This window comes from Brevundimonas bullata (assembly GCF_014207965.1).
Classification (GTDB): domain Bacteria; phylum Pseudomonadota; class Alphaproteobacteria; order Caulobacterales; family Caulobacteraceae; genus Brevundimonas; species Brevundimonas bullata_A.
Genome location: NZ_JACHLM010000003.1, coordinates 176,194 through 193,223, shown reverse-complemented (window position 1 = coordinate 193,223; position 17,030 = coordinate 176,194). Strand labels below are relative to the sequence as shown.

General features: G+C 67.9%; 19 protein-coding genes. 17 read left to right on the top strand and 2 right to left on the bottom strand.

From position 1 onward, the window contains the following. Positions 1 to 2: 2 nt before the first annotated feature. The 7 genes from HNP51_RS09600 to HNP51_RS09570 all read left to right on the top strand — a co-directional run bounded on the left by HNP51_RS09600 (position 3) and on the right by HNP51_RS09570 (position 5,363). Positions 3 to 509, top strand: a complete 507-nt coding sequence (locus HNP51_RS09600) for a MarR family winged helix-turn-helix transcriptional regulator (protein WP_221415853.1) — start codon at positions 3 to 5, stop codon at positions 507 to 509. Positions 510 to 583: 74 nt separating this feature from the next. Beyond that, the gene (locus HNP51_RS09595; protein ID WP_260398467.1) at positions 584 to 1,738 is read left to right on the top strand and encodes a serine hydrolase; all 1,155 of its coding nucleotides are present in this window, start codon (positions 584 to 586) and stop codon (positions 1,736 to 1,738) included. Then, positions 1,735 to 2,226, top strand: a complete 492-nt coding sequence (locus HNP51_RS09590; RefSeq protein WP_184270015.1) for an acetyltransferase — start codon at positions 1,735 to 1,737, stop codon at positions 2,224 to 2,226. The genes HNP51_RS09595 and HNP51_RS09590 overlap by 4 nt, the downstream gene beginning before the upstream one ends. Before the next feature lie 173 nt (positions 2,227 to 2,399). Continuing rightward, complete coding sequence (locus tag HNP51_RS09585) at positions 2,400 to 3,497, top strand: DUF5694 domain-containing protein (protein ID WP_311769941.1); 1,098 nt, start codon at positions 2,400 to 2,402, stop codon at positions 3,495 to 3,497. 159 nt (positions 3,498 to 3,656) lie between these two features. Then, a complete protein-coding gene (locus HNP51_RS18350; RefSeq protein ID WP_221415854.1) occupies positions 3,657 to 4,127 on the top strand; it encodes an IPTL-CTERM sorting domain-containing protein in 471 nt (156 codons plus the stop codon). Between the two features lie 144 nt (positions 4,128 to 4,271). Continuing rightward, a complete protein-coding gene (locus HNP51_RS09575; RefSeq protein WP_184270019.1) occupies positions 4,272 to 4,703 on the top strand; it encodes a hypothetical protein in 432 nt (143 codons plus the stop codon). Between the two features lie 150 nt (positions 4,704 to 4,853). After that, positions 4,854 to 5,363 carry an Ig-like domain-containing protein gene (locus HNP51_RS09570; protein WP_184270021.1) on the top strand — a complete coding sequence of 170 codons (510 nt, stop codon included), beginning with the start codon at positions 4,854 to 4,856 and terminating at the stop codon, positions 5,361 to 5,363. A gap of 95 nt (positions 5,364 to 5,458) precedes the next feature. On the opposite strand, the gene HNP51_RS09565 is transcribed toward HNP51_RS09570, so the two are convergent. Next, positions 5,459 to 7,279: an ABC-F family ATP-binding cassette domain-containing protein gene (locus HNP51_RS09565; RefSeq protein WP_184270023.1), complete on the bottom strand. Its 1,821-nt coding sequence runs from the start codon at positions 7,277 to 7,279 to the stop codon at positions 5,459 to 5,461. 106 nt (positions 7,280 to 7,385) lie between these two features. Here HNP51_RS09565 and HNP51_RS09560 point away from each other — a divergent pair, with 106 nt between their 5' ends. From HNP51_RS09560 to HNP51_RS09515, 10 genes are all read left to right on the top strand, one after another. Then, positions 7,386 to 7,964, top strand: a complete 579-nt coding sequence (locus tag HNP51_RS09560) for a TetR/AcrR family transcriptional regulator (protein ID WP_184270025.1) — start codon at positions 7,386 to 7,388, stop codon at positions 7,962 to 7,964. After that, positions 7,961 to 8,299 (top strand): multidrug efflux SMR transporter, encoded by a 339-nt coding sequence (locus HNP51_RS09555; protein WP_184270026.1) that lies wholly within the window; start codon positions 7,961 to 7,963, stop codon positions 8,297 to 8,299. Before HNP51_RS09560 ends, HNP51_RS09555 begins: the two co-directional genes overlap by 4 nt. Before the next feature lie 190 nt (positions 8,300 to 8,489). Continuing rightward, complete coding sequence (locus HNP51_RS09550) at positions 8,490 to 8,957, top strand: YcgN family cysteine cluster protein (protein ID WP_184270028.1); 468 nt, start codon at positions 8,490 to 8,492, stop codon at positions 8,955 to 8,957. A 28-nt stretch (positions 8,958 to 8,985) separates the two neighbouring features. After that, positions 8,986 to 11,403: an ATP-binding protein gene (locus HNP51_RS09545; RefSeq protein WP_184270030.1), complete on the top strand. Its 2,418-nt coding sequence runs from the start codon at positions 8,986 to 8,988 to the stop codon at positions 11,401 to 11,403. Between the two features lie 121 nt (positions 11,404 to 11,524). Beyond that, positions 11,525 to 12,022 (top strand): hypothetical protein, encoded by a 498-nt coding sequence (locus tag HNP51_RS09540; protein WP_184270032.1) that lies wholly within the window; start codon positions 11,525 to 11,527, stop codon positions 12,020 to 12,022. Further along, a complete protein-coding gene (locus tag HNP51_RS09535; protein WP_260398436.1) occupies positions 11,913 to 13,166 on the top strand; it encodes a DNA-packaging protein in 1,254 nt (417 codons plus the stop codon). The genes HNP51_RS09540 and HNP51_RS09535 overlap by 110 nt, the downstream gene beginning before the upstream one ends. Before the next feature lie 144 nt (positions 13,167 to 13,310). Continuing rightward, on the top strand, positions 13,311 to 13,961 hold the full coding sequence (locus HNP51_RS09530; protein WP_184270034.1) for an IPTL-CTERM sorting domain-containing protein: 651 nt from the start codon (positions 13,311 to 13,313) through the stop codon (positions 13,959 to 13,961). A 79-nt stretch (positions 13,962 to 14,040) separates the two neighbouring features. Further along, a complete protein-coding gene (locus tag HNP51_RS09525; protein WP_184270036.1) occupies positions 14,041 to 15,207 on the top strand; it encodes a phage portal protein in 1,167 nt (388 codons plus the stop codon). 168 nt (positions 15,208 to 15,375) lie between these two features. Further along, the gene (locus HNP51_RS09520; RefSeq protein WP_260398470.1) at positions 15,376 to 15,606 is read left to right on the top strand and encodes a hypothetical protein; all 231 of its coding nucleotides are present in this window, start codon (positions 15,376 to 15,378) and stop codon (positions 15,604 to 15,606) included. Between the two features lie 149 nt (positions 15,607 to 15,755). After that, positions 15,756 to 16,178, top strand: a complete 423-nt coding sequence (locus HNP51_RS09515; RefSeq protein ID WP_184270620.1) for an HK97 family phage prohead protease — start codon at positions 15,756 to 15,758, stop codon at positions 16,176 to 16,178. Here the strand turns inward: HNP51_RS09515 and HNP51_RS09510 are convergent. Then, a complete protein-coding gene (locus HNP51_RS09510; protein WP_184270038.1) occupies positions 16,175 to 16,987 on the bottom strand; it encodes a hypothetical protein in 813 nt (270 codons plus the stop codon). The genes HNP51_RS09515 and HNP51_RS09510 overlap by 4 nt on opposite strands. Between the last annotated feature and the right edge of the window lie 43 nt (positions 16,988 to 17,030).

Sequence of the window (17,030 nt, the reverse complement as noted above, 5' to 3'; positions counted from 1 at the left end):
CCATGACCTATCGAGATTTCTACGACAGCGCCGTCGTGCGGAAGGCCTACACAGCCAAGAAGCTGCTGGACTTGGCCTTCCTGATTCAGGCCCAGGTGACGAAGGTCTATGCCCGCAACGGCATGGTCTTCCCTGTCTCCTGCTCGTCCACATTGCTGCATCTCAGCAAGAGCGGGCCGGCTTCCGTGACAGAGGTCGCCCGCGCGCTGGAGCACCCTCACCAGACGGTGGCGCAACATCTCGCCACGCTCAGCAAACTTCAGGTCATCGAAAAGCGAACCGACGCCGCCGACCGCCGACGCACCGAGTATTTTCTGACCGCGTTCGGCGAGGCGCAGGCCAGCCTTCTGCATCAGTACAATGTGGAAGCGGCCGCCGTTTTCGAGGGTCTGGACACCGACATCGGCGCCGACCTCGGCGATCTTCTGGACCGCGCCATGGCGGCTCTGAATGCCCGTCCGATGGATGATCGCTTCGAACTTCCCCAATCGCCCGGAGATCAATCGTGAGAAAATCACTCATCGCCCTGGGCGTCATTCTGACAGCCCTGCTGGTCTATTGGCTGGCTTCGCCAAAGCAGGTGATGCGGTCCGAAAGCGCGCAGACCTTTGCAGACTTCGTTCCAGCGCTGATGGAGGAAGAGGCGATTCCAGGCATGGCCGTCGCGGTCGTGAGAGATCACCAGGTCGTCCACATGCAGGGCTACGGCTTCGCCGACGTGAAAGCGCGCAAGCCGATGACCGCCGACACGCCCATGAACATTGCGTCCATCAGCAAGCCGATATTGGGGATCGTCCTGCTGCAGCTTCACGACAAGGGCCTGCTGGATCTGGACGCTGACATCAACGCCATGCTGCCCTTCCGGGTGAACAATCCCAATGCCGATGGCCAGCCGATATCCATTCGTCAACTGGCGACCCATACATCCGGCATCGCAGACTTCTACGTTGTCTCGGACTACCAGAAGGGGGCGGACTCGCCGACGCCTCTGGTCGATCACCTTCGCGGCCTCCTGACGCCAGAAGGCGCACGCTATGAAGGCGGCGCCCACTACCTCAAGACAGCGCCTGGAGCCGAACGCGAGTACAGCAATCTGGGCGCCGGTGTCGCCGGCGCCGTTGCCGAGACCGTCGGGCGCGCGCCCCTGGCCGCGCTCGCCAGGACGAACGTGTTCGAGCCTCTCGGCATGACCAACTCTTCCTGGCTCCTGGCTGACTATGGCCCGGGCGAGTTGGCGACCCGATACGACGTGGTTCAGTGCCTTCCCCTCACCGGCCTCTGCGCAGACACGGAACAACCGAAACGCAACTTCCTCATCCGCAAGATCTTCCGTCCCGCCAGCAGCGACCGCCGTCTCGAAGCCTATCCGCAGTTTGGAAACCCCAACTACCCGGATGGCGGCGTGAACGCGTCGGCACGGGATCTGGCCCTGCTGGCCCAGAGCATGCTGGCGGGGGGAAAGACGCGCAGCGGCCACCTGCTGTCCACCGCCTCGTTCGATGAGATGCTGAAACTACAACTGCCGCCCAGCATCGACGACCGGCAGCGCTTCTTCTGGCGAGATCGCAACGGGCTTATCGGCCACGCTGGTTCAGACCAGGGCGTTTACACCAGCCTCTATTTTGATCCGGCGAAGGGGAACGCCGTCATCGTCCTGATGAATCGCACGCCGGATCTTCAGACCGAGAACGCGATGGCCCGCCTCTTTGATCGCATCAGTCAGGATTTGCTCCGATGATCTGGACGCCGTCGCATGAGGCCGGCGACTTGAAGACGCTGAGCTTCACGGTCCGTCCCAGCAGCCCCTCAGACACTGATCGCCTTGTGGACATCTGGCGAGGGGCTGTCGACGCCACTCATGATTTTCTCGATCCCGGGGACCGTCAGGCCATCGAGACGGAAGTCCGCGCCTTTTTCCCCACCGCGAACTTCCAAGTGGCCGTCGACAGCCAGGACGTCCCACTTGGCTTCATGCTGCTCAACGACGCCCATCTCGAAGCCCTTTTCATCAGCCCTGATCGACGCGGCCAAGGCATTGGCAAGCTGTTGATGCAACGCGCCATGGGCGCGCACGAGGTGCTGACGGTCGATGTGAATGAACAGAACGTCCACGCGCTCGGCTTCTATGAACGGCTGGGCTTTGAGATCACCGGTCGCTCCTCCATCGACGGGCAAGGTCGTTCCTATCCCCTGCTGCACATGCAGCTCGCAAGCCATCATCGGTAGATCGGCTTCAGGCGCGCGGCCCGATGACCTCGGAAATAGGATTTCGCTGCGTGCGCCGCAGGACCGGGGCGGCGTGAAGATGAGAGGAAATTAACGAAGCGGCGAACGGATTTCCTTCTAATGGTCCCGCTTGCGTCGTCGACGGCGCTGTCGATTCCTCGAGGCTGTTTTAAGTGAAATCTGCTCGTTCTTCCGCCCGTCTTCTGGCGCTGGGCGTTGTTGTCGCACTAGCCGGGGCGTCCGGCGCCGCCGCCCAGACCTATCGTCCCGCCTTCCACCCGGATCAGCTGAAGGGACCGCCGGCGGGCCGGGTCAACGAGGTGCTGGTGGTGGGCTCGCCGCACCTGTCCCAGATGGGCGGCGCGGTGACGGCCCAGATGCTGACGCCGCTGCTGGATCGTCTGGCGGCCTGGGCGCCCGAGGTGATCGCCATCGAGAACGTCTCGGGTCTGCAATGCGACGCCATGCGCCGCTATCCGCAGCGCTACGCCATGTCTATCAGCGACTATTGCGAGGACGTCAGCCACGCCGGTCAGCAAATCGGTCTGGACGTTCCGGCGGCCAACGCCGAGGCCGAGCGGATGCTGGCGGCATGGCCCGCGACTCCGAAGCCGGAGCAGCGTCGCCGTCTGGCGGCGGTCTTCCTGGCGGCGGGCGAGCCGACCTCGGCCTTCGTCCAGTGGCTGCGCCTGGCGCCGAGCGAGCGCCGCGAGGGCGAGGGGTTGGACGCGACCCTGGTCGCGCAGTTGAACAAGCAATTGGACAGCATCAACGAGAGCGATTCCGTCGCCGCCGTCCTGGCCGCCCGTCTGGGGCTGGAGCGGGTTTGGAGCGTCGATGACCACTCGGCCGACCGCTATCCGGCGGACATCAGGAGCTATGCCCGGGCGATCCGCCAGGTCTGGAACAACCCGGCGAGCGAAGAGCGCAAGGCGGCGGAGGCGCCGTTGGACGACGGGCTGTCGCAGCCCGACGGCCTGATGAACCTCTATCGCTACTACAACAGCCCCGAGGCGATGCGCCGGGCCTATGAGAGCGACTTCGGCGCGGCCCAGAAGGACCCGTCGCCCGAGGGCTACGGCCGGATGTACCTGGCGGCCTATGAGACGCGGAACCTGCGCATGGTCGCCAATATGCGCGACGTCATGGGGGTGAAGCCGGGCGTCAGGATGCTGGCCCTCGTGGGCGCCTCGCACAAGGGCTACTACGAGGCCTATCTGAACCAGATGCACGACGTGGTGCTGGCGGACGTGGGCGCGGTGCTGCGCTGACAGAGGCGTGACGGTCGGGGCGGCGCGCAGCGAAGCCGCCCTGATCTCGATCCGCGAAGCCACGGCGGCTGGCGACAGAAAAGCTTCACTAGCAGCGGGTTCTATTGTGAAGCTTTAATTACGCTGTTAGGCCAGCGGGTTCAAACTCCAGGGGGCGCTATGAAAAAGCTATTCGCTGCGGCTGCGGCCGCAACGGTTCTGATCGCGGGAACGGCGTCAGCTCAAATCGTGCTGCCGTCGGCGCAGGTTGGAAGTCCCTATTCGACCTCGCTAACGTCTCCCCCCGGCTACATCACCCCCGCCTATGCGACTTCCGTGGCGCCTCCGGGACTAGCCGTAGGGGGATCGACGCTCACCGGGACCCCGACAACGGCGGGAACCTACGTGTTCAGCGTCAACGTCACAGGCTCGGCCGCATCCACGTGCATGATGCCCAGCCCCATCCCTCCGTACATGCCTGTGGCGACGCCTTGCCTCCTGCCCGCCTCGACCACACAGACCTATCAGATGCAGGTCGTCGCCGCTCCCGCTGCCGTTCCCACCATGACGGAATGGGCCATGATCCTGTTAGGCCTGATGCTGGCGGGCTGCGCCGCAGTGATGATCCAGCGTCGGCGCATGGCCGCATAGGCCGTCCGGCGGCGTCGAACCCTGAACAGCCCTGTCAGTCAATGGCGAAGCTGTGTGCGAAGTCGTCGAACCTTGCTGAAAATTCACGGGTCAGTTCGGCCGGGGCGCCTGATGCTAGCGGGGGGAGCAACCCACGGAGGCGTCATGGCGAGGTTTGAGGCGGGGGCGGCGGCTCTGCTGGCGGCGGTGTGCCTGGGCGGGCCAGCGTGGGCTCAGGCGCCCCTGACCAGCCGGGAGGTGGTAGGCGACTGGCGGCTGGCGGTCACGCCCGCCGAGCGTCAGGACGTCAGCATCACCTTCAAGGCCAGGGACGGAGGGCAGAGGCTCGACTTTCCGCTGACGGTCGCGGCCCAGGCCAATGGACAGCTGGCCTGCGTCCTCGACGGCGAGCCCGCTGACTGCCGCATCCGGGACGGCAAGCTGGTCGTCGTCATGGCTCAGGACGGCTTCAGGATGATCTTCACCCTGACCGACCGGACGCGCGGCGGGTTCAGCGGCGCGGCCAGCATGAGGGTGCGCCTCCTGCCCATCGGCGGGTCGATCGGCGCCGTGACCATGCGGTCTGTGCTTCCCTGAGAAGGAGCCAAGGAGGGGGCGGGCTTTGCTTGCCCCCGTTGTCCCCTGGGTGAAAGACAAACTCCATCAGGCCGACCGCTATGCGGCGGGAGGCGCGGCTTGCCACGGTGACGCTTCACTGGCACGAGACGGTCTTTCATCGGGGGTATCATGGTTCGACTTCTTTGCGCCTTGCTGGGCGCTCTCAGTGTCTTCGGGTGGGCGTCTGCCAGTCTGGCTCAGGACGTTATCCCGCCGTCGGTCACTTCGATCACGCCGGCCTCAACCGGGCCGTCGCTGGCTACGACAGAAACCTTCACTGTCACGTTCAGCGAGTCGGTGACCGGCGTGAGCGTGGGCGATTTCACGCTGACGACGTCGGGCGGCGTCAGCGCGACGGTCGATAGCGTGACCGGCTTCGGCGCCACCTATACCGTCTCTGTCGGCGGCATTTCGGGCGTCGGCACTCTGCGTCTGGATCTGAAGGCGAGCGGCACGGGCATTCAGGACGAGGCCTCGAATCCGATCGTCGGAGGCTACACGTCTGGAGGCGTGCTGACGGTCGTCGCCCCGGCGCCGGTTGCGGTCCCGACCATGACGGAATGGGCCATGATCCTGCTGGGCCTGATGCTGGCGGGCGTCGCGGCGGTCACGATCCAGCGACGGCGCATCGCGGTCTAGGTCGGCCGGCCAAGCCGGAATTTGAACGGCCCCGTCCTGGCGGCGGGGCCGTTTGCTTGTCCGCCGAAAAGGGCGGGGGAGCGTGCAGCGGCGCCCTATCCCGCCAGCGCGGCCCGCTTCTCTTCCAGCTCCAGCCATTCCAGTTCGGCGGCTTCGAGGTCGGCGCGGGCCTTGTCGGCGGCCTTCATGGCGGCGTCGAAGGCCTTGGGGTCGCGGGTGTAGAGGGACTGGTCGGCCAGGGTCGCGTCGTGCCTGGCGATCTGGCCGGGCAGGGCTTCCAGCAGGGCTTCCAGCTCCTTCAGCCGGTGGGCGTCCTTGAAGGACAGCTTGCCGGGTTTCTTGGCGGCGACGGCTGCGGGCGCGGGGTTGGCCTCGGCGCGGGCGGCGGCCTCCTTGTCCTGCGGGCGGGGGTTGGCGCCGGGCTGGAGGAAGCCGGGGTTCTGGCGGATGAAGTCGGTCCAGCCGCCGGGGGTTTCGACGATGTCGCCGCGCCCGTTCATGGCGATGGTCGAGGTGGCCAGACGGTCGACGAAGTCGCGGTCGTGGGACACCAGGATCAGGGTGCCGTCATAGGTCTCGAGCAGCTCTTCCAGCTTGTCGAGCGTGTCCATGTCGAGGTCGTTGGTCGGTTCGTCGAGGACCAGCATGTTGGCCGGCTTGGCCAGGGCGCGGGCCAGCAGCAGGCGGTTGCGCTCGCCGCCCGACAGGGTCGAGATCGGCTGGCGCAGCTGGGCCTCGGAGAAGAGGAAGTCCTTGGCGTAGGCGGCGACGTGCTTGGAGAAGCCGCGCACGATGATGCTGTCGCCGCCGCCCGGCGTCAGGGCGTCCCACAGGGTCATGTCCGACTTCAGCCCCTCGCGCGACTGATCCAGATAGACGGGTTCGAGGTTGGAGCCGAGCTTGACCGTGCCCTCGTCGGGGGTCAGCTCGCCCAGCAGCACCTTGACCAGGGTGGTCTTGCCCGCGCCGTTGGGACCGACGATGGCCAGCCGGTCGCCGCGGATGATGCGGGTGGTGAAGGGCTTGAAGATGGTGCGGTCGCCAAAGACCTTGGACACGCCCTTGAGGTCGGCCACCAGCTTGCCCGAGGTGACGCCGGAATCGACGCCGAGATAGAGCTCGCGCGGCTGATCCTTGGCGCGTTCGGCGTGTTCGCTGCGCAGGGCTTGCAGCGAGCGGGCGCGGCCTTCGTTGCGGCTGCGGCGGGCGGTGATGGAGGAGTAGAAGGTCGCGGTCTCGCGCTCGATGGTCTTGGACAGGCGGCGCAAGGATTCGGCCTCCTCCTCCATGACCTTGGTGGACCATTCGTCAAAGGCGTTGAAGCCCTTGTTCAGGGTGCGGACGCGGCGGTTTTCCAGCCAGTGGACGGTGTTGGTGACCTTGTTCAGGAAGGCGCGGTCGTGGCTGACCACGAGGACGGCGAAGCGGGCCTGAACCAGCTCGTTTTCCAGCAGTTCGATGGCCAGGATGTCGAGGTGGTTGGTCGGCTCGTCCAGCATCAGGACGTCGGGTTCTTCGGCAAACGCCTTGGCCAGAGCCGCGCGGCGCGTCTCGCCGCCCGACAGGCCGACGGCGGATTTCTCCGGGTCCAGGCCGAAGGTGGCCAGCCAGCTTTCAGCGGTCCAGCGTTCGGCGCCGCCGGATGAGGCATAGTCCAGCAGGGTGTCGCCCTGGACGTCGGGTTCCTGAGGCACATAGGCGAAGCGGGTGCCGGCCTGGACCGAGCGGTCGCCCGAGTCCTGCTCGATCAGGCCCATGACGATCTTCATCAGGGTCGACTTGCCGGCGCCGTTGCGCCCGACCAGGGCGGCGCGGCTGCGCGGTTCAACCGCCAGATCGACGCCGTCAAACAGCGGGCGCTGGCCGTCCTGAAGGCGGACGTCCTTGAGAGCGACGAGAGGGGGGCGAGCAGCCATGAAGACGATGCGATCGATAAAACGGGAGAAGGGGCGTCCCTATAGACCGAGGGGGGCGGTCAGGCCATCGCTTGATAACATACCAACCGGACGGTAATGCTGCGGAATGGACGCTCAGACCCGCCGCCGCGCACCCGAAGCCACCCGCGCCGAGATCATCGACATGGCCATCGAGGTCGCCGCCGATCAGGGGGCCATGGGCTTGACCATGGACGCGGTGGTGGCGCGCCTGCCCTTCAGCAAGGGCGCCCTGCTGCATCATTTCCCCTCCAAGCTGGCGCTGCTGGAAGGGGTGATCGACCATCTGGCCGGGCAGATGACGGCCCAGGTGCTGGAAGAGGCGGCGCGCGATCCCAACCCCTATGGCCGCAATGCGCGGGCCTATTTGCGGGCCACGGTCAATGACCCGGTGACGGAACGCGACGTCAGCATCGGCCGAGCGGCGCTGGTCGCCTGCGCCGTCGAGCCCGGTCTGATCGTGCGCTGGCGGGCGGCGATGCGGGCCTTGGCCGAGGACGATCCGGTCGATCCGGCGGGCAAGGACGACGCCCTGATGCTGCGGCTGATCGCCGACGGTCTGTGGATGAGCGACCTGTTCGGGACGCACGAGGTTTCGCCGGAACAGCGCAAGGCCCTGTTGTCGTTGCTGACGCCGGGCGTCTTGCTGGCCGAGGCGGGCGCATGAATCCCGTGACCTGGGCGGCCTTGCTGGGGGCCATCGGCTTTGAGGTCCTGGGCACGACCCTGTTGCAGCAGTCGCAGCAGTTCACCAAGCCCTGGCCGACGGCGGGGCTGGCGCTGTGTTACGGCGCGGCCTTCTATCTGCTGACCATCGCCTTGAAGCAGATGCCGGTCGGGCTGGCCTACGCCATCTGGAGCGGGCTGGGGGTGGTGCTGATCTCGTTGATCGGCCTGTTCCTGTTCAAGCAGAAGCTGGATGTGCCGGCGGTGGTCGGTCTGGTGATGATCGTGGGCGGGGTGGTGGTGATCAACGTCTTCTCCAAGAGCGTGACGCACTGAGCAATTCTCCCTCCCCTATATGGGGAGGGTGGCTGACGCGAAGCGGCAGACGGGTGGGGGCGCTTCGGCACATCAGGCGCGGCGTCCAGTATCGCTTCGCCCTCCCCACCCGGTCGCTGCGCGACCACCCTCCCCATGAAGGGGAGGGAGAAGGCGACAAAGCGGGCTTTGGCGCGTATAGGCCCGGCGCATGAAACCCTTCTGGGAAACAACACCGCTGACGGAGATGTCGGCCGCCGAGTGGGAGAGCCTGTGCGACGGGTGCGGTCTGTGCTGCGTCATTCGCTTCGAGGACGAGAACACCGGCGAGATCGTGCCGACGCGGGTGCACTGCAAGCTGTTCGATCCTGACAAGTGCACCTGTTCCGACTACGCCAACCGCCAGGAGCATGTCCCGGACTGCATCAAGCTGACGCCGGGCAAGATTGGCAATCTGCGCTGGCTGCCGCCGTCGTGCGGTTATCGTCGGGTGCATGAGGGGCGGGGGCTGGCCTGGTGGCACCCGCTGATCTCGGGCGACCCGGAGACGGTGCATACCGCAGGGGTGTCGATCCGGCGCCAGACCATCTCGGAGGCCGCGCTGGCGACCGAGGAGGACGCCCTGGATTTCGAGGCGCCGGAATGGATGCTGGAACGGGGCGGCGACGCTAACGAATAATTCGTCGTGCGGGGATTAAGGGGGGAGCATGGGGATCGTTGTTACGCGAGCAGGGGCGAAGGACACGGCTGAACGTGATGCGTTCGACCGGCTGACCGCCATCGCCTGCGCCGCGTTCGACGCCCCCCACGCCATGATCACGGTGCTGGACGAGGACCGCGCCGTCTTCCGAGCCGGCGTGGGCCTTGACGACGTCAGCGTGCCCCGGCTGGAGAGCGTGAGCCACCATCTGGCGACGCTGGGCCCCGAGGCGGTGTTCGTGATCGAGGACACCCATGCAAGCGCGGACTATCGGCGCCACCCTCTGGTGACGGGGGAGCCGTGCATCCGCTTCTTCGCCGGGGCGACGGTCTGCGATCGAAGCGGGGCGGCGGTGGGCGCCATCGGCGTCATGGACGTCAAGCCGCGGCCCGCCCCGACCGAGGCGCAGCTGAGGCTGCTGCGTCAGCTGGCTGGTCTGGCCGGCGACCTGCTGGAACACGCCGAGGCCGTGCGGCAGGAGGCGGCGCGTCTGGAGACGTTGCGGCTGGCCGAGGACATGGTGGGGGTCGGACGCTGGCGCTATGAGGTGGCGTCCGGCGCCGTGACCTGGTCGGACGAGATCTATCGCGTCCACGGGGTCGCGCCGGGCGCCTTTGCCCCGAGCCTCGACGACGTGTTCGGCCACTATCACGCCGAGGACCGGGTCGAGATCCAGGGCCTGGTCACGCGGGCGCTGGAGACGGGCGAGGGCTACAGCTTCAAGCTGCGGCTGCTGGGCAAGGACGGCGTGGAGCGGGTGGTGGCCGCCGAAGGCGCGGCCGAGAAGGACGCCACCGGCCGGGTCATCGCCCTGTTCGGCGTCCTGCAGGACGTGACCGAGCGCGAGCGGCTGTTGCGGGCGGCCCAGACCAATGAGCGGCGCTATCGCCTGCTGGCCGAGAACACCGGCGACGTCATCACCCGCGTCAAGATGGACGGGTCGAGCAAGTATATCTCGCCGGCCATCCAGCAACTGCTGGGCTGGACCTATGAGGACATGAGCGGCCAGTCGACCGACTATGTCCACCCCGAGGACCGGCTGCAGGTGCTGCAGGCGATCAGCGCGGCGGTGAAGACCGGCCAGCCGACCCGGCTGGAGCATCGGGCGGTGCACCGTCAGGGCCATACGGTCTGGGTCGAGTCCGCCTTCAAGGCCCTGACGGACGAGCACGGCCAGGTCGACGACGTGGTGGTGGTGATCCGCGACATGACCCAGCGCAAGCTGCTGGAGGACGAGGTCATCGAGGCCAAGGAGCGGGCCGAGAAGGCCGCCCAGGCCAAGAGCGAGTTCCTGGCCAATATGAGCCACGAGCTGCGCACCCCGCTGACCAGCGTGATCGGCTTCTCGGGCCTGTTGCAGGCGTCCGAGGCCCTGCCGGCCGAGGAGCGGGTCTATGTCGAGCGGATCGCCACGGCGTCGGAGGCCCTGCTTGGGGTGATCAACGACATCCTGGACTATTCCAAGCTGGAAGCGAACGCGATCGAGATGGACCCCGAGCCCTTCCAGGTCGCGGCCCTGGTCGACGGGGCGGCGGCCATCGTCGAGGGTCAGTGCGTCGCCAAGGGGCTGAGCCTGAAGGTCGTCGCCGACGCGGCCATGCCCGAGGTGCTGACCGGCGACGCCGGGCGGCTGCGCCAGGTGATGCTGAACTTCCTGTCCAATGCGGTGAAGTTCACCGGCAAGGGCGGGGTGACGCTGCGGGTCGGCGGACGGCCCGAAGGCGACGGCCGCTGGCGACTGCGGGTGGCGGTGACGGACACCGGCATCGGCATTCCGGCGGAAAAGATCGAGCAGTTGTTCGAGCGCTTCACCCAGGCCGACGCCTCGACCACGCGCGTTTACGGCGGCACCGGGCTGGGGCTGGCGATTTCGCGCCGCCTGATCGAGATCATGGGCGGCGAGATCGGCGTCGACAGCCGGCCAGGCGAGGGGGCGACCTTCTGGTTCGAGACGCCCCTGGCCCAGGGCGGGGTGCTCGGGCGGCTGGCCAACGACGCTGGCGACCTGGCGGCGCCGGGCGGCATGGCCGGCGGGCGCATCCTGATGGCCGACGACGCCCCGGGGAACCGGGAGCTGGTCAGCGCCATCCTGAGGGGGCTGGGGCTGGAGATCGACACGGTCTGCGACGGGGCCGAGGCGGTGCAGGCCATGCAGACGGGCGCCTATGACCTGGTGCTGATGGACGTGCACATGCCGGTCATGGACGGGCTGACGGCGACGCGGGAGATCCGGCGGATGCAGGCCGGGAGCGGGCATCGGACGCCGATCCTGGCGCTGACGGCCAACGTCCAGGCGGACCAGGTGGCGCGCTGCCTGGACTGCGGCATGGACGGGCATCTGGCCAAGCCGATCCAGATCCCGGAGCTGGCGGGGGCGCTGGCCCACTGGCTGGCGGGCGGCGACCCGGCGGCGCTGGCGGGGTAGGCCTTCCATTGATCCTCCCTTGTCGCGCAGCGACGGGGGAGGGGAGGATCGACGGCGATCCCGTCGCGGCTGTCGCAGTCGCGGGGCGCAAACCCGGTAAATTCCAGCGATTGATCCCTTCTTGCGGCTGTTCGCCAGCCTGAGGACGCTGGTCCGCTATGGTTTGGGCATGACGGGAAATGGGGACGAGGCGGGGCAGGGCGCGGACTGGCTGGACGCGGTGTTCGGCCGGCTCAAGATCCTGACCGATCAGGCCATCGCCGTAGTGGCGGCCGCCCCGGCGCCGGTCGACGTGGCCGAGGCCGAAAAGCGGGCGCGGGCCGTGGGCGTTCTGGCGCGGACGGCCAAGGCGGTGGCGGCCCTGCGGTCGCGGCCCGCACGAAAGACCCTGGATGAGGATGAAATGAGCGAAGACGATCGTGATGTCAGCGACGCCGAACTGGCCGGGCTCCAGGCCGAATTCTTCGCCCGTGTCGATCATCTCGTCGCAGCTTTCGAGCGCAAGTCCCTTGCTGCTGGAGTTGATCGAGGGGCTGCCGCGCGAGGAGAAGGTCCGGGTGCTGCGGGCCTGGATCCGGGCGACGCCGAGGCTGAACGACGAACAGATCGCGCCGCGTGAGCCCGACTGGCGCACCTGGGTGCTGCTGGGCGGGCGGGGGTCGGGCAAGACCTTCGCAGGCGGGTTCTGGATGAACGAGCTGGCGCGGGAGAAGGACCTGACCTTTGCTCTGGTCGGGCCGGCGCTGCACGATGTGCGCGAGGTCATGGTCGAGGGGCCGTCGGGGCTGAAGGCGCAGGCGGCGAGGGACAACCGGCCGCGTTGGGAGGCGGGGCGGCGACGGTTGATCTGGCCGAGCGGCTCGGCGGCCTACGCCTTTTCGGCGGAGGACCCGGACAGTCTGCGCGGGCCGCAGTTTCATGGGGCCTGGGCCGACGAGTTCTGTGCGTGGCGGCACCCGGAGACGACGCTTTCGAACCTGAGGTTCGGGCTGCGGCTGGGGGATGATCCCAAGCTGGCCATCACCACGACGCCGAGGCCGATCGCGGCGCTGCGGCGGTTGCTGGCCGAGCCGGGGGTGGTGAAGGCGCGGCTGGCGACGGCGGCCAATGCGGGCAACCTGTCGCCGGGATTTTTGAGCCATCTGAAGGCCCTCTACGCCGGGACCCGGCTGGAGGCGCAGGAGATGGAGGGGCTGATCGTCGAGGCGGACGGCGCCCTGTTCCGGGCCGAGGATCTGGCGCGGGCGCGGGGCCATCGCCCGGCGAAGTTCGAGCGGGTGGTGGTGGCGGTGGACCCGCCGGCCAGCGCCCACGGCGACGCCTGCGGCATCGTGGTCGCGGGGCGGAAGGACAAGACGGGCTACGTGCTGGCGGACCGTTCGGCGCGGGGGCTGTCGCCCGCCGGATGGGCGCAGCGGGTCGCGGAGACGGCGCGGGAGTTCGGCGCCGACCTGGTGCTGGCCGAGGCCAATCAGGGCGGGGAGATGGTGCGGACCCTGCTGGGGCAGGCGGACTGCGAGGTTCAGATCAAGCTGGTGCACGCCAGCCGGTCCAAGAAGGCGCGGGCCGAGCCAGTGGCGGCGCTCTACGAGCAGGGGCGGGTGGTCCACTGCGGCGCCTTTCCGGCGCTGGAGGAAGAGATGATGGCGCTGGGGAGCGAGGCGGCGGGGGCGAAGAGCCCCGACCGCGCGGACGCCCTGGTCTGGGCGCTGACCCATTTGCTGCTGGCCGGGAAGACGCAGCCGAGGCTGCGGGCGCTGTGAAGACAGAGGCGGAAGAGGCCGTTGAATGGCGGCCCTCCCCCCCCCCCCCCTGCTGCTGCGCCTTTTTGGGCGGAGCCAATGGTCAAGCTTCTTAAGAAATGTCGATTACTGGGTAGGGCTATTGAGTGGACCCAGGAGGCTTTGGTGCTGCAAAGGATTTGGATGGGTGTCGCGGCCATGGCGGCGGCGCTGGGCGTTTGGGGCGTGGCGGGGACCGCCATGGCGCAGCATATCAATCATGACGTGGCGGGAACCCTCACGGCCATGGTTGAGAATGATCCCATAGATCGGATCGGGCAGGTCATCACCGCGCCCGCAGGCCATAATCAGGTGAAGAGGTTCACCTACTGGATCAAGCCGGGCACCGGCGGCGTGACGGTGCGGCCTGCGGTCCGGGGCTATCACCCTGTCTCGGATCGTTATGCCCAGCAGGTCATCGAAACGGGGTTGCAACAGACCTTGTCCGGGACCACGGCGAGGGCCGTCACCTTTGAATTCGATGCGCCGGTCGTGGCGGGCCAGCAGTATATGCTGGCGCTGGAAGTCATGAGCGGCGAGGGCGAGATCGAGATGGTCGATCCGGGCGGCTATGCCGATGGCTTCTGGCTGCAGGTCTATTTCAACTCGCCTTTGACCTTCCCGAACAAGGACGCCCGCTTTACCGCTGAATTCGCCAATGCGGCGCCGCCTGCGGCCATTCCGACGATGACGGAGTGGGCGATGATCCTGATGGCCCTGATGATGGCCGGGGGCGCGGCGGTCTTGGTGCAGAGGCGCGGGACCATGGCGGGGTAATCCGCTTCTAGAACTATTGAGGTCGAGCGCGGCCCCGGTCTGAGGAAGACCGGGGCCTTTTGCTGTCTGGAGGGTGAGCATGGGGTGGTGGCGATTGCAGAAACGCCAGGGTGAGGCTGTGCGTGAGGAGAAGGCGTCGCGCACGGGGGCCTTGGTGGCCCTGACCGGAGCGGGCCGCCCCCGGTGGACGCCGCGCGACTATGCGCATCTGGCGGAGGAGGGGTTTGCGAAGAACGCCGTGGCCTATCGCTGCGTGCGGATGATCGCGGAGGCGGCGGCGTCGACGCCCTTGATGGTCATGGCGGGGGGCGTGCGGACAAGTGAGCATCCGCTGGCGCGGCTGCTGGCCAAGCCCAATCCCGAGCAGTCGGGCGGGGAGCTGATGGAGGCGGTTTACGGCGCGCTGCAGACGGCGGGCAACGCCTATGTCGAGGCGTCGGGGGACGCCGATGGCGATGGGGCGCCGGACGAGTTGTGGGCGCTGCGGCCGGACCGGGTGAAGGTGGTGCCGGGCCGAGCGGGCTGGCCCGAGGCCTATGAGTATGCGGTCGGCGGGCAGGCGGTGCGGATCGCGCGGCACGGCGACGGCTGGTCGCCGGTCATGCATCTGAAGCTGTTTCATCCGACGGACGATCACTACGGGTTTTCGCCGCTGGAGGCGGCGGCCTTCGCCATTGACGTGCACAATGCGTCCGGGGCCTGGAACAAGGCGCTGCTGGACAATGCGGCGCGGCCGTCGGGGGCGCTGGTCTATGGGGCGAAGGACGGCGAGCGGCTGACCGCCGAGCAGTTCGAAGCGCTGAAAGCCGAGTTGGGCGAGGCCCATGCGGGGGCGAGGAACGCCGGGCGGCCTCTGTTGCTGGAAGGCGGGCTGGACTGGAAGCCGATGAGCCTGACGCCGCACGACATGGACTTCATCGCCGGCAAGCACGCGGCGGCGCGGGAGATCGCCCTGGCGTTCGGGGTGCCGCCGCAGCTGCTGGGGATACCGGGCGACGCGACCTACGCCAACTATCGCGAGGCCAACGCCGCCTTCTGGCGCGGGACGGTGATCCCGCTGGTGAGGAAGGCGGCGGGGGCGATGACGGGCTGGCTAGGCGGGCGGTTCAGCGACTGCCGGATCGAGGCTGATCTGGATGCGGTTCCGGCCTTGCAGGTCGAGCGGGATGCGCTGTGGGCAAGGCTGAACGCGGCGGGGTTCCTGACGGATGAGGAGCGACGGCGGATGGCGGGAGTGGGGGATTAGGCGCGACGCCTCACCCTCCCCATGAAGGGGAGGGTGGCTGAGCCTGAAATGAAAGGCGAAGACGGGTGGGGCGCTTGGGCAAATCAAGCGCTGCGCCCAGCATCGCCACGCCCTCCCCACCCGGTCGCTGCGCGACCACCCTCCCCCGCAGGGGGAGGGAGAAAGGTGATGAAGATGACTGAGTTGAAGAAGATGCCCGTCGCCCTGATCGCGGCCTTGCTGGTGCAGACCATCGGCGGGCTGGTCTGGGCAGGCGGGGCGGCGGCGCGGATTGCGACGCTGGAGCAGAGGGTAGGCGAGCAGAGGCTGGTGGCCGAGCGGCTGGCGCGGGTGGAGGCCCAGGGCGAGGCTGTGCGCGCGACGGTGGACCGGATCGAACGTCGGCTGGAGGGGAAGTGATGCAGCGCAGTTTTCTCCCTCCCCTTGATGGGGAGGGTGGTCGACGCGAAGCGGCGATCGGGTGGGGCGGGCTGGAAGTGAAGGGGGCGGCGCCTGGCTCGCCACAGCGCCCCCACCCGGCCTCGCCTGACGGCTCGGCCACCCTCCCCATGAAGGGGAGGGAGAAGGGGCTGGTCGTCATCGAAGGCTACGCCTCTTTGTGGGGCGCGGCGGACCTGAACGGGGACGTCGTGGCAAAGGGCGCCTTCGCCGACAGCCTGGCCAGGACGGGAGCGAGCGGAGTGCGGATGCTGCATCAGCACGAGAGCCGCGCGGTGGTCGGGGTCTGGGACCAGATGGTCGAGGACGAGCGCGGCCTGAGGGTGCGCGGGCGCATCCATGACTGGTCGGCCGAGGCGCGCTACGCCCAGGCGCTGACGCGGGCCGGGGCGCTGGACGGGCTGTCCATCGGGTTTCGCGCGGCGAAGGCGCGGCGCGACGGGCGCTTGCGGGTGCTGAGCGCGGTGGAGTTGTGGGAGGTGTCGCTGGTGACCTTCCCCATGCTGCCGGGGGCGCGGTTCAGGCCAGCTTAGCGCCGTTTGGACGTATCGACTTCGCGGATCACGCCGCCTTGCACCGCCCATAGCTTGTCGCCGGCCATGACGTAGATCGGCAGGCGGTTGAGCAGGGACAGGAAGACGTGAACCTCCAGCGGTTGGGGGGCGACGATGACGTTGGTCATGAGGCCCACCGTCTGGCCGCCCTGCTGAGCCTGACGACGGTCGAGGTCGAGGCAGCCGCCGGACAGTTGTTCGCGCTTTTCGAGGGTGCGGCCGTCGGCGCTGACGTGGAAGCGGTAGTGGCCGCCCATCGGCACCTTGTTGGCGTCGGTGGTCGAGGCCAGCAGCCAGACCAGCCAGCCGTCGCTATCGGGATCGTCCAGAACCACGGCGTTGTAGCGGGCGGCGCAGCGCAGGGCGCCGATGCCGGAGGCGGCGGTGTTGCGGGCGAAGTAGCGCACGGCCTGATCGTCGGTGAGAGCTGTGTCGGTCGCTTCGATGACGGCGCCGGCGCGGCCGTTTTTGTCGACCACAATGTCGTAGCCGGGGCGCGGGGCGGTCGGCTCGCCGACGAGGAAGCGGACCAGCTGATCCTCGCCGTTCGGAACCACGATCCAGCCGATCAGGCCCTCGGGAGGCTTGCCGCCGAAGCGGGCGAGCAGGGCGTCGGTGGCGCGGGCGGCGGCGCGGTCCTGAAGGAAGATCGAGGAGCCGACGGCGCCGGTCTGCTGCAGTGACCAGGTTTCGACCTGGGGCGGCGGGGCCGCGTCGGCGGCTTGCGCAGCGTGGCTGAGGCCCAGCGACAGGGCGGCGAACAGGGACAACATCAGCAATTGCCGCATGGGCGATCCTTCAGGGAGCGTTCTGCGCGGCGGCAGGGAAAGG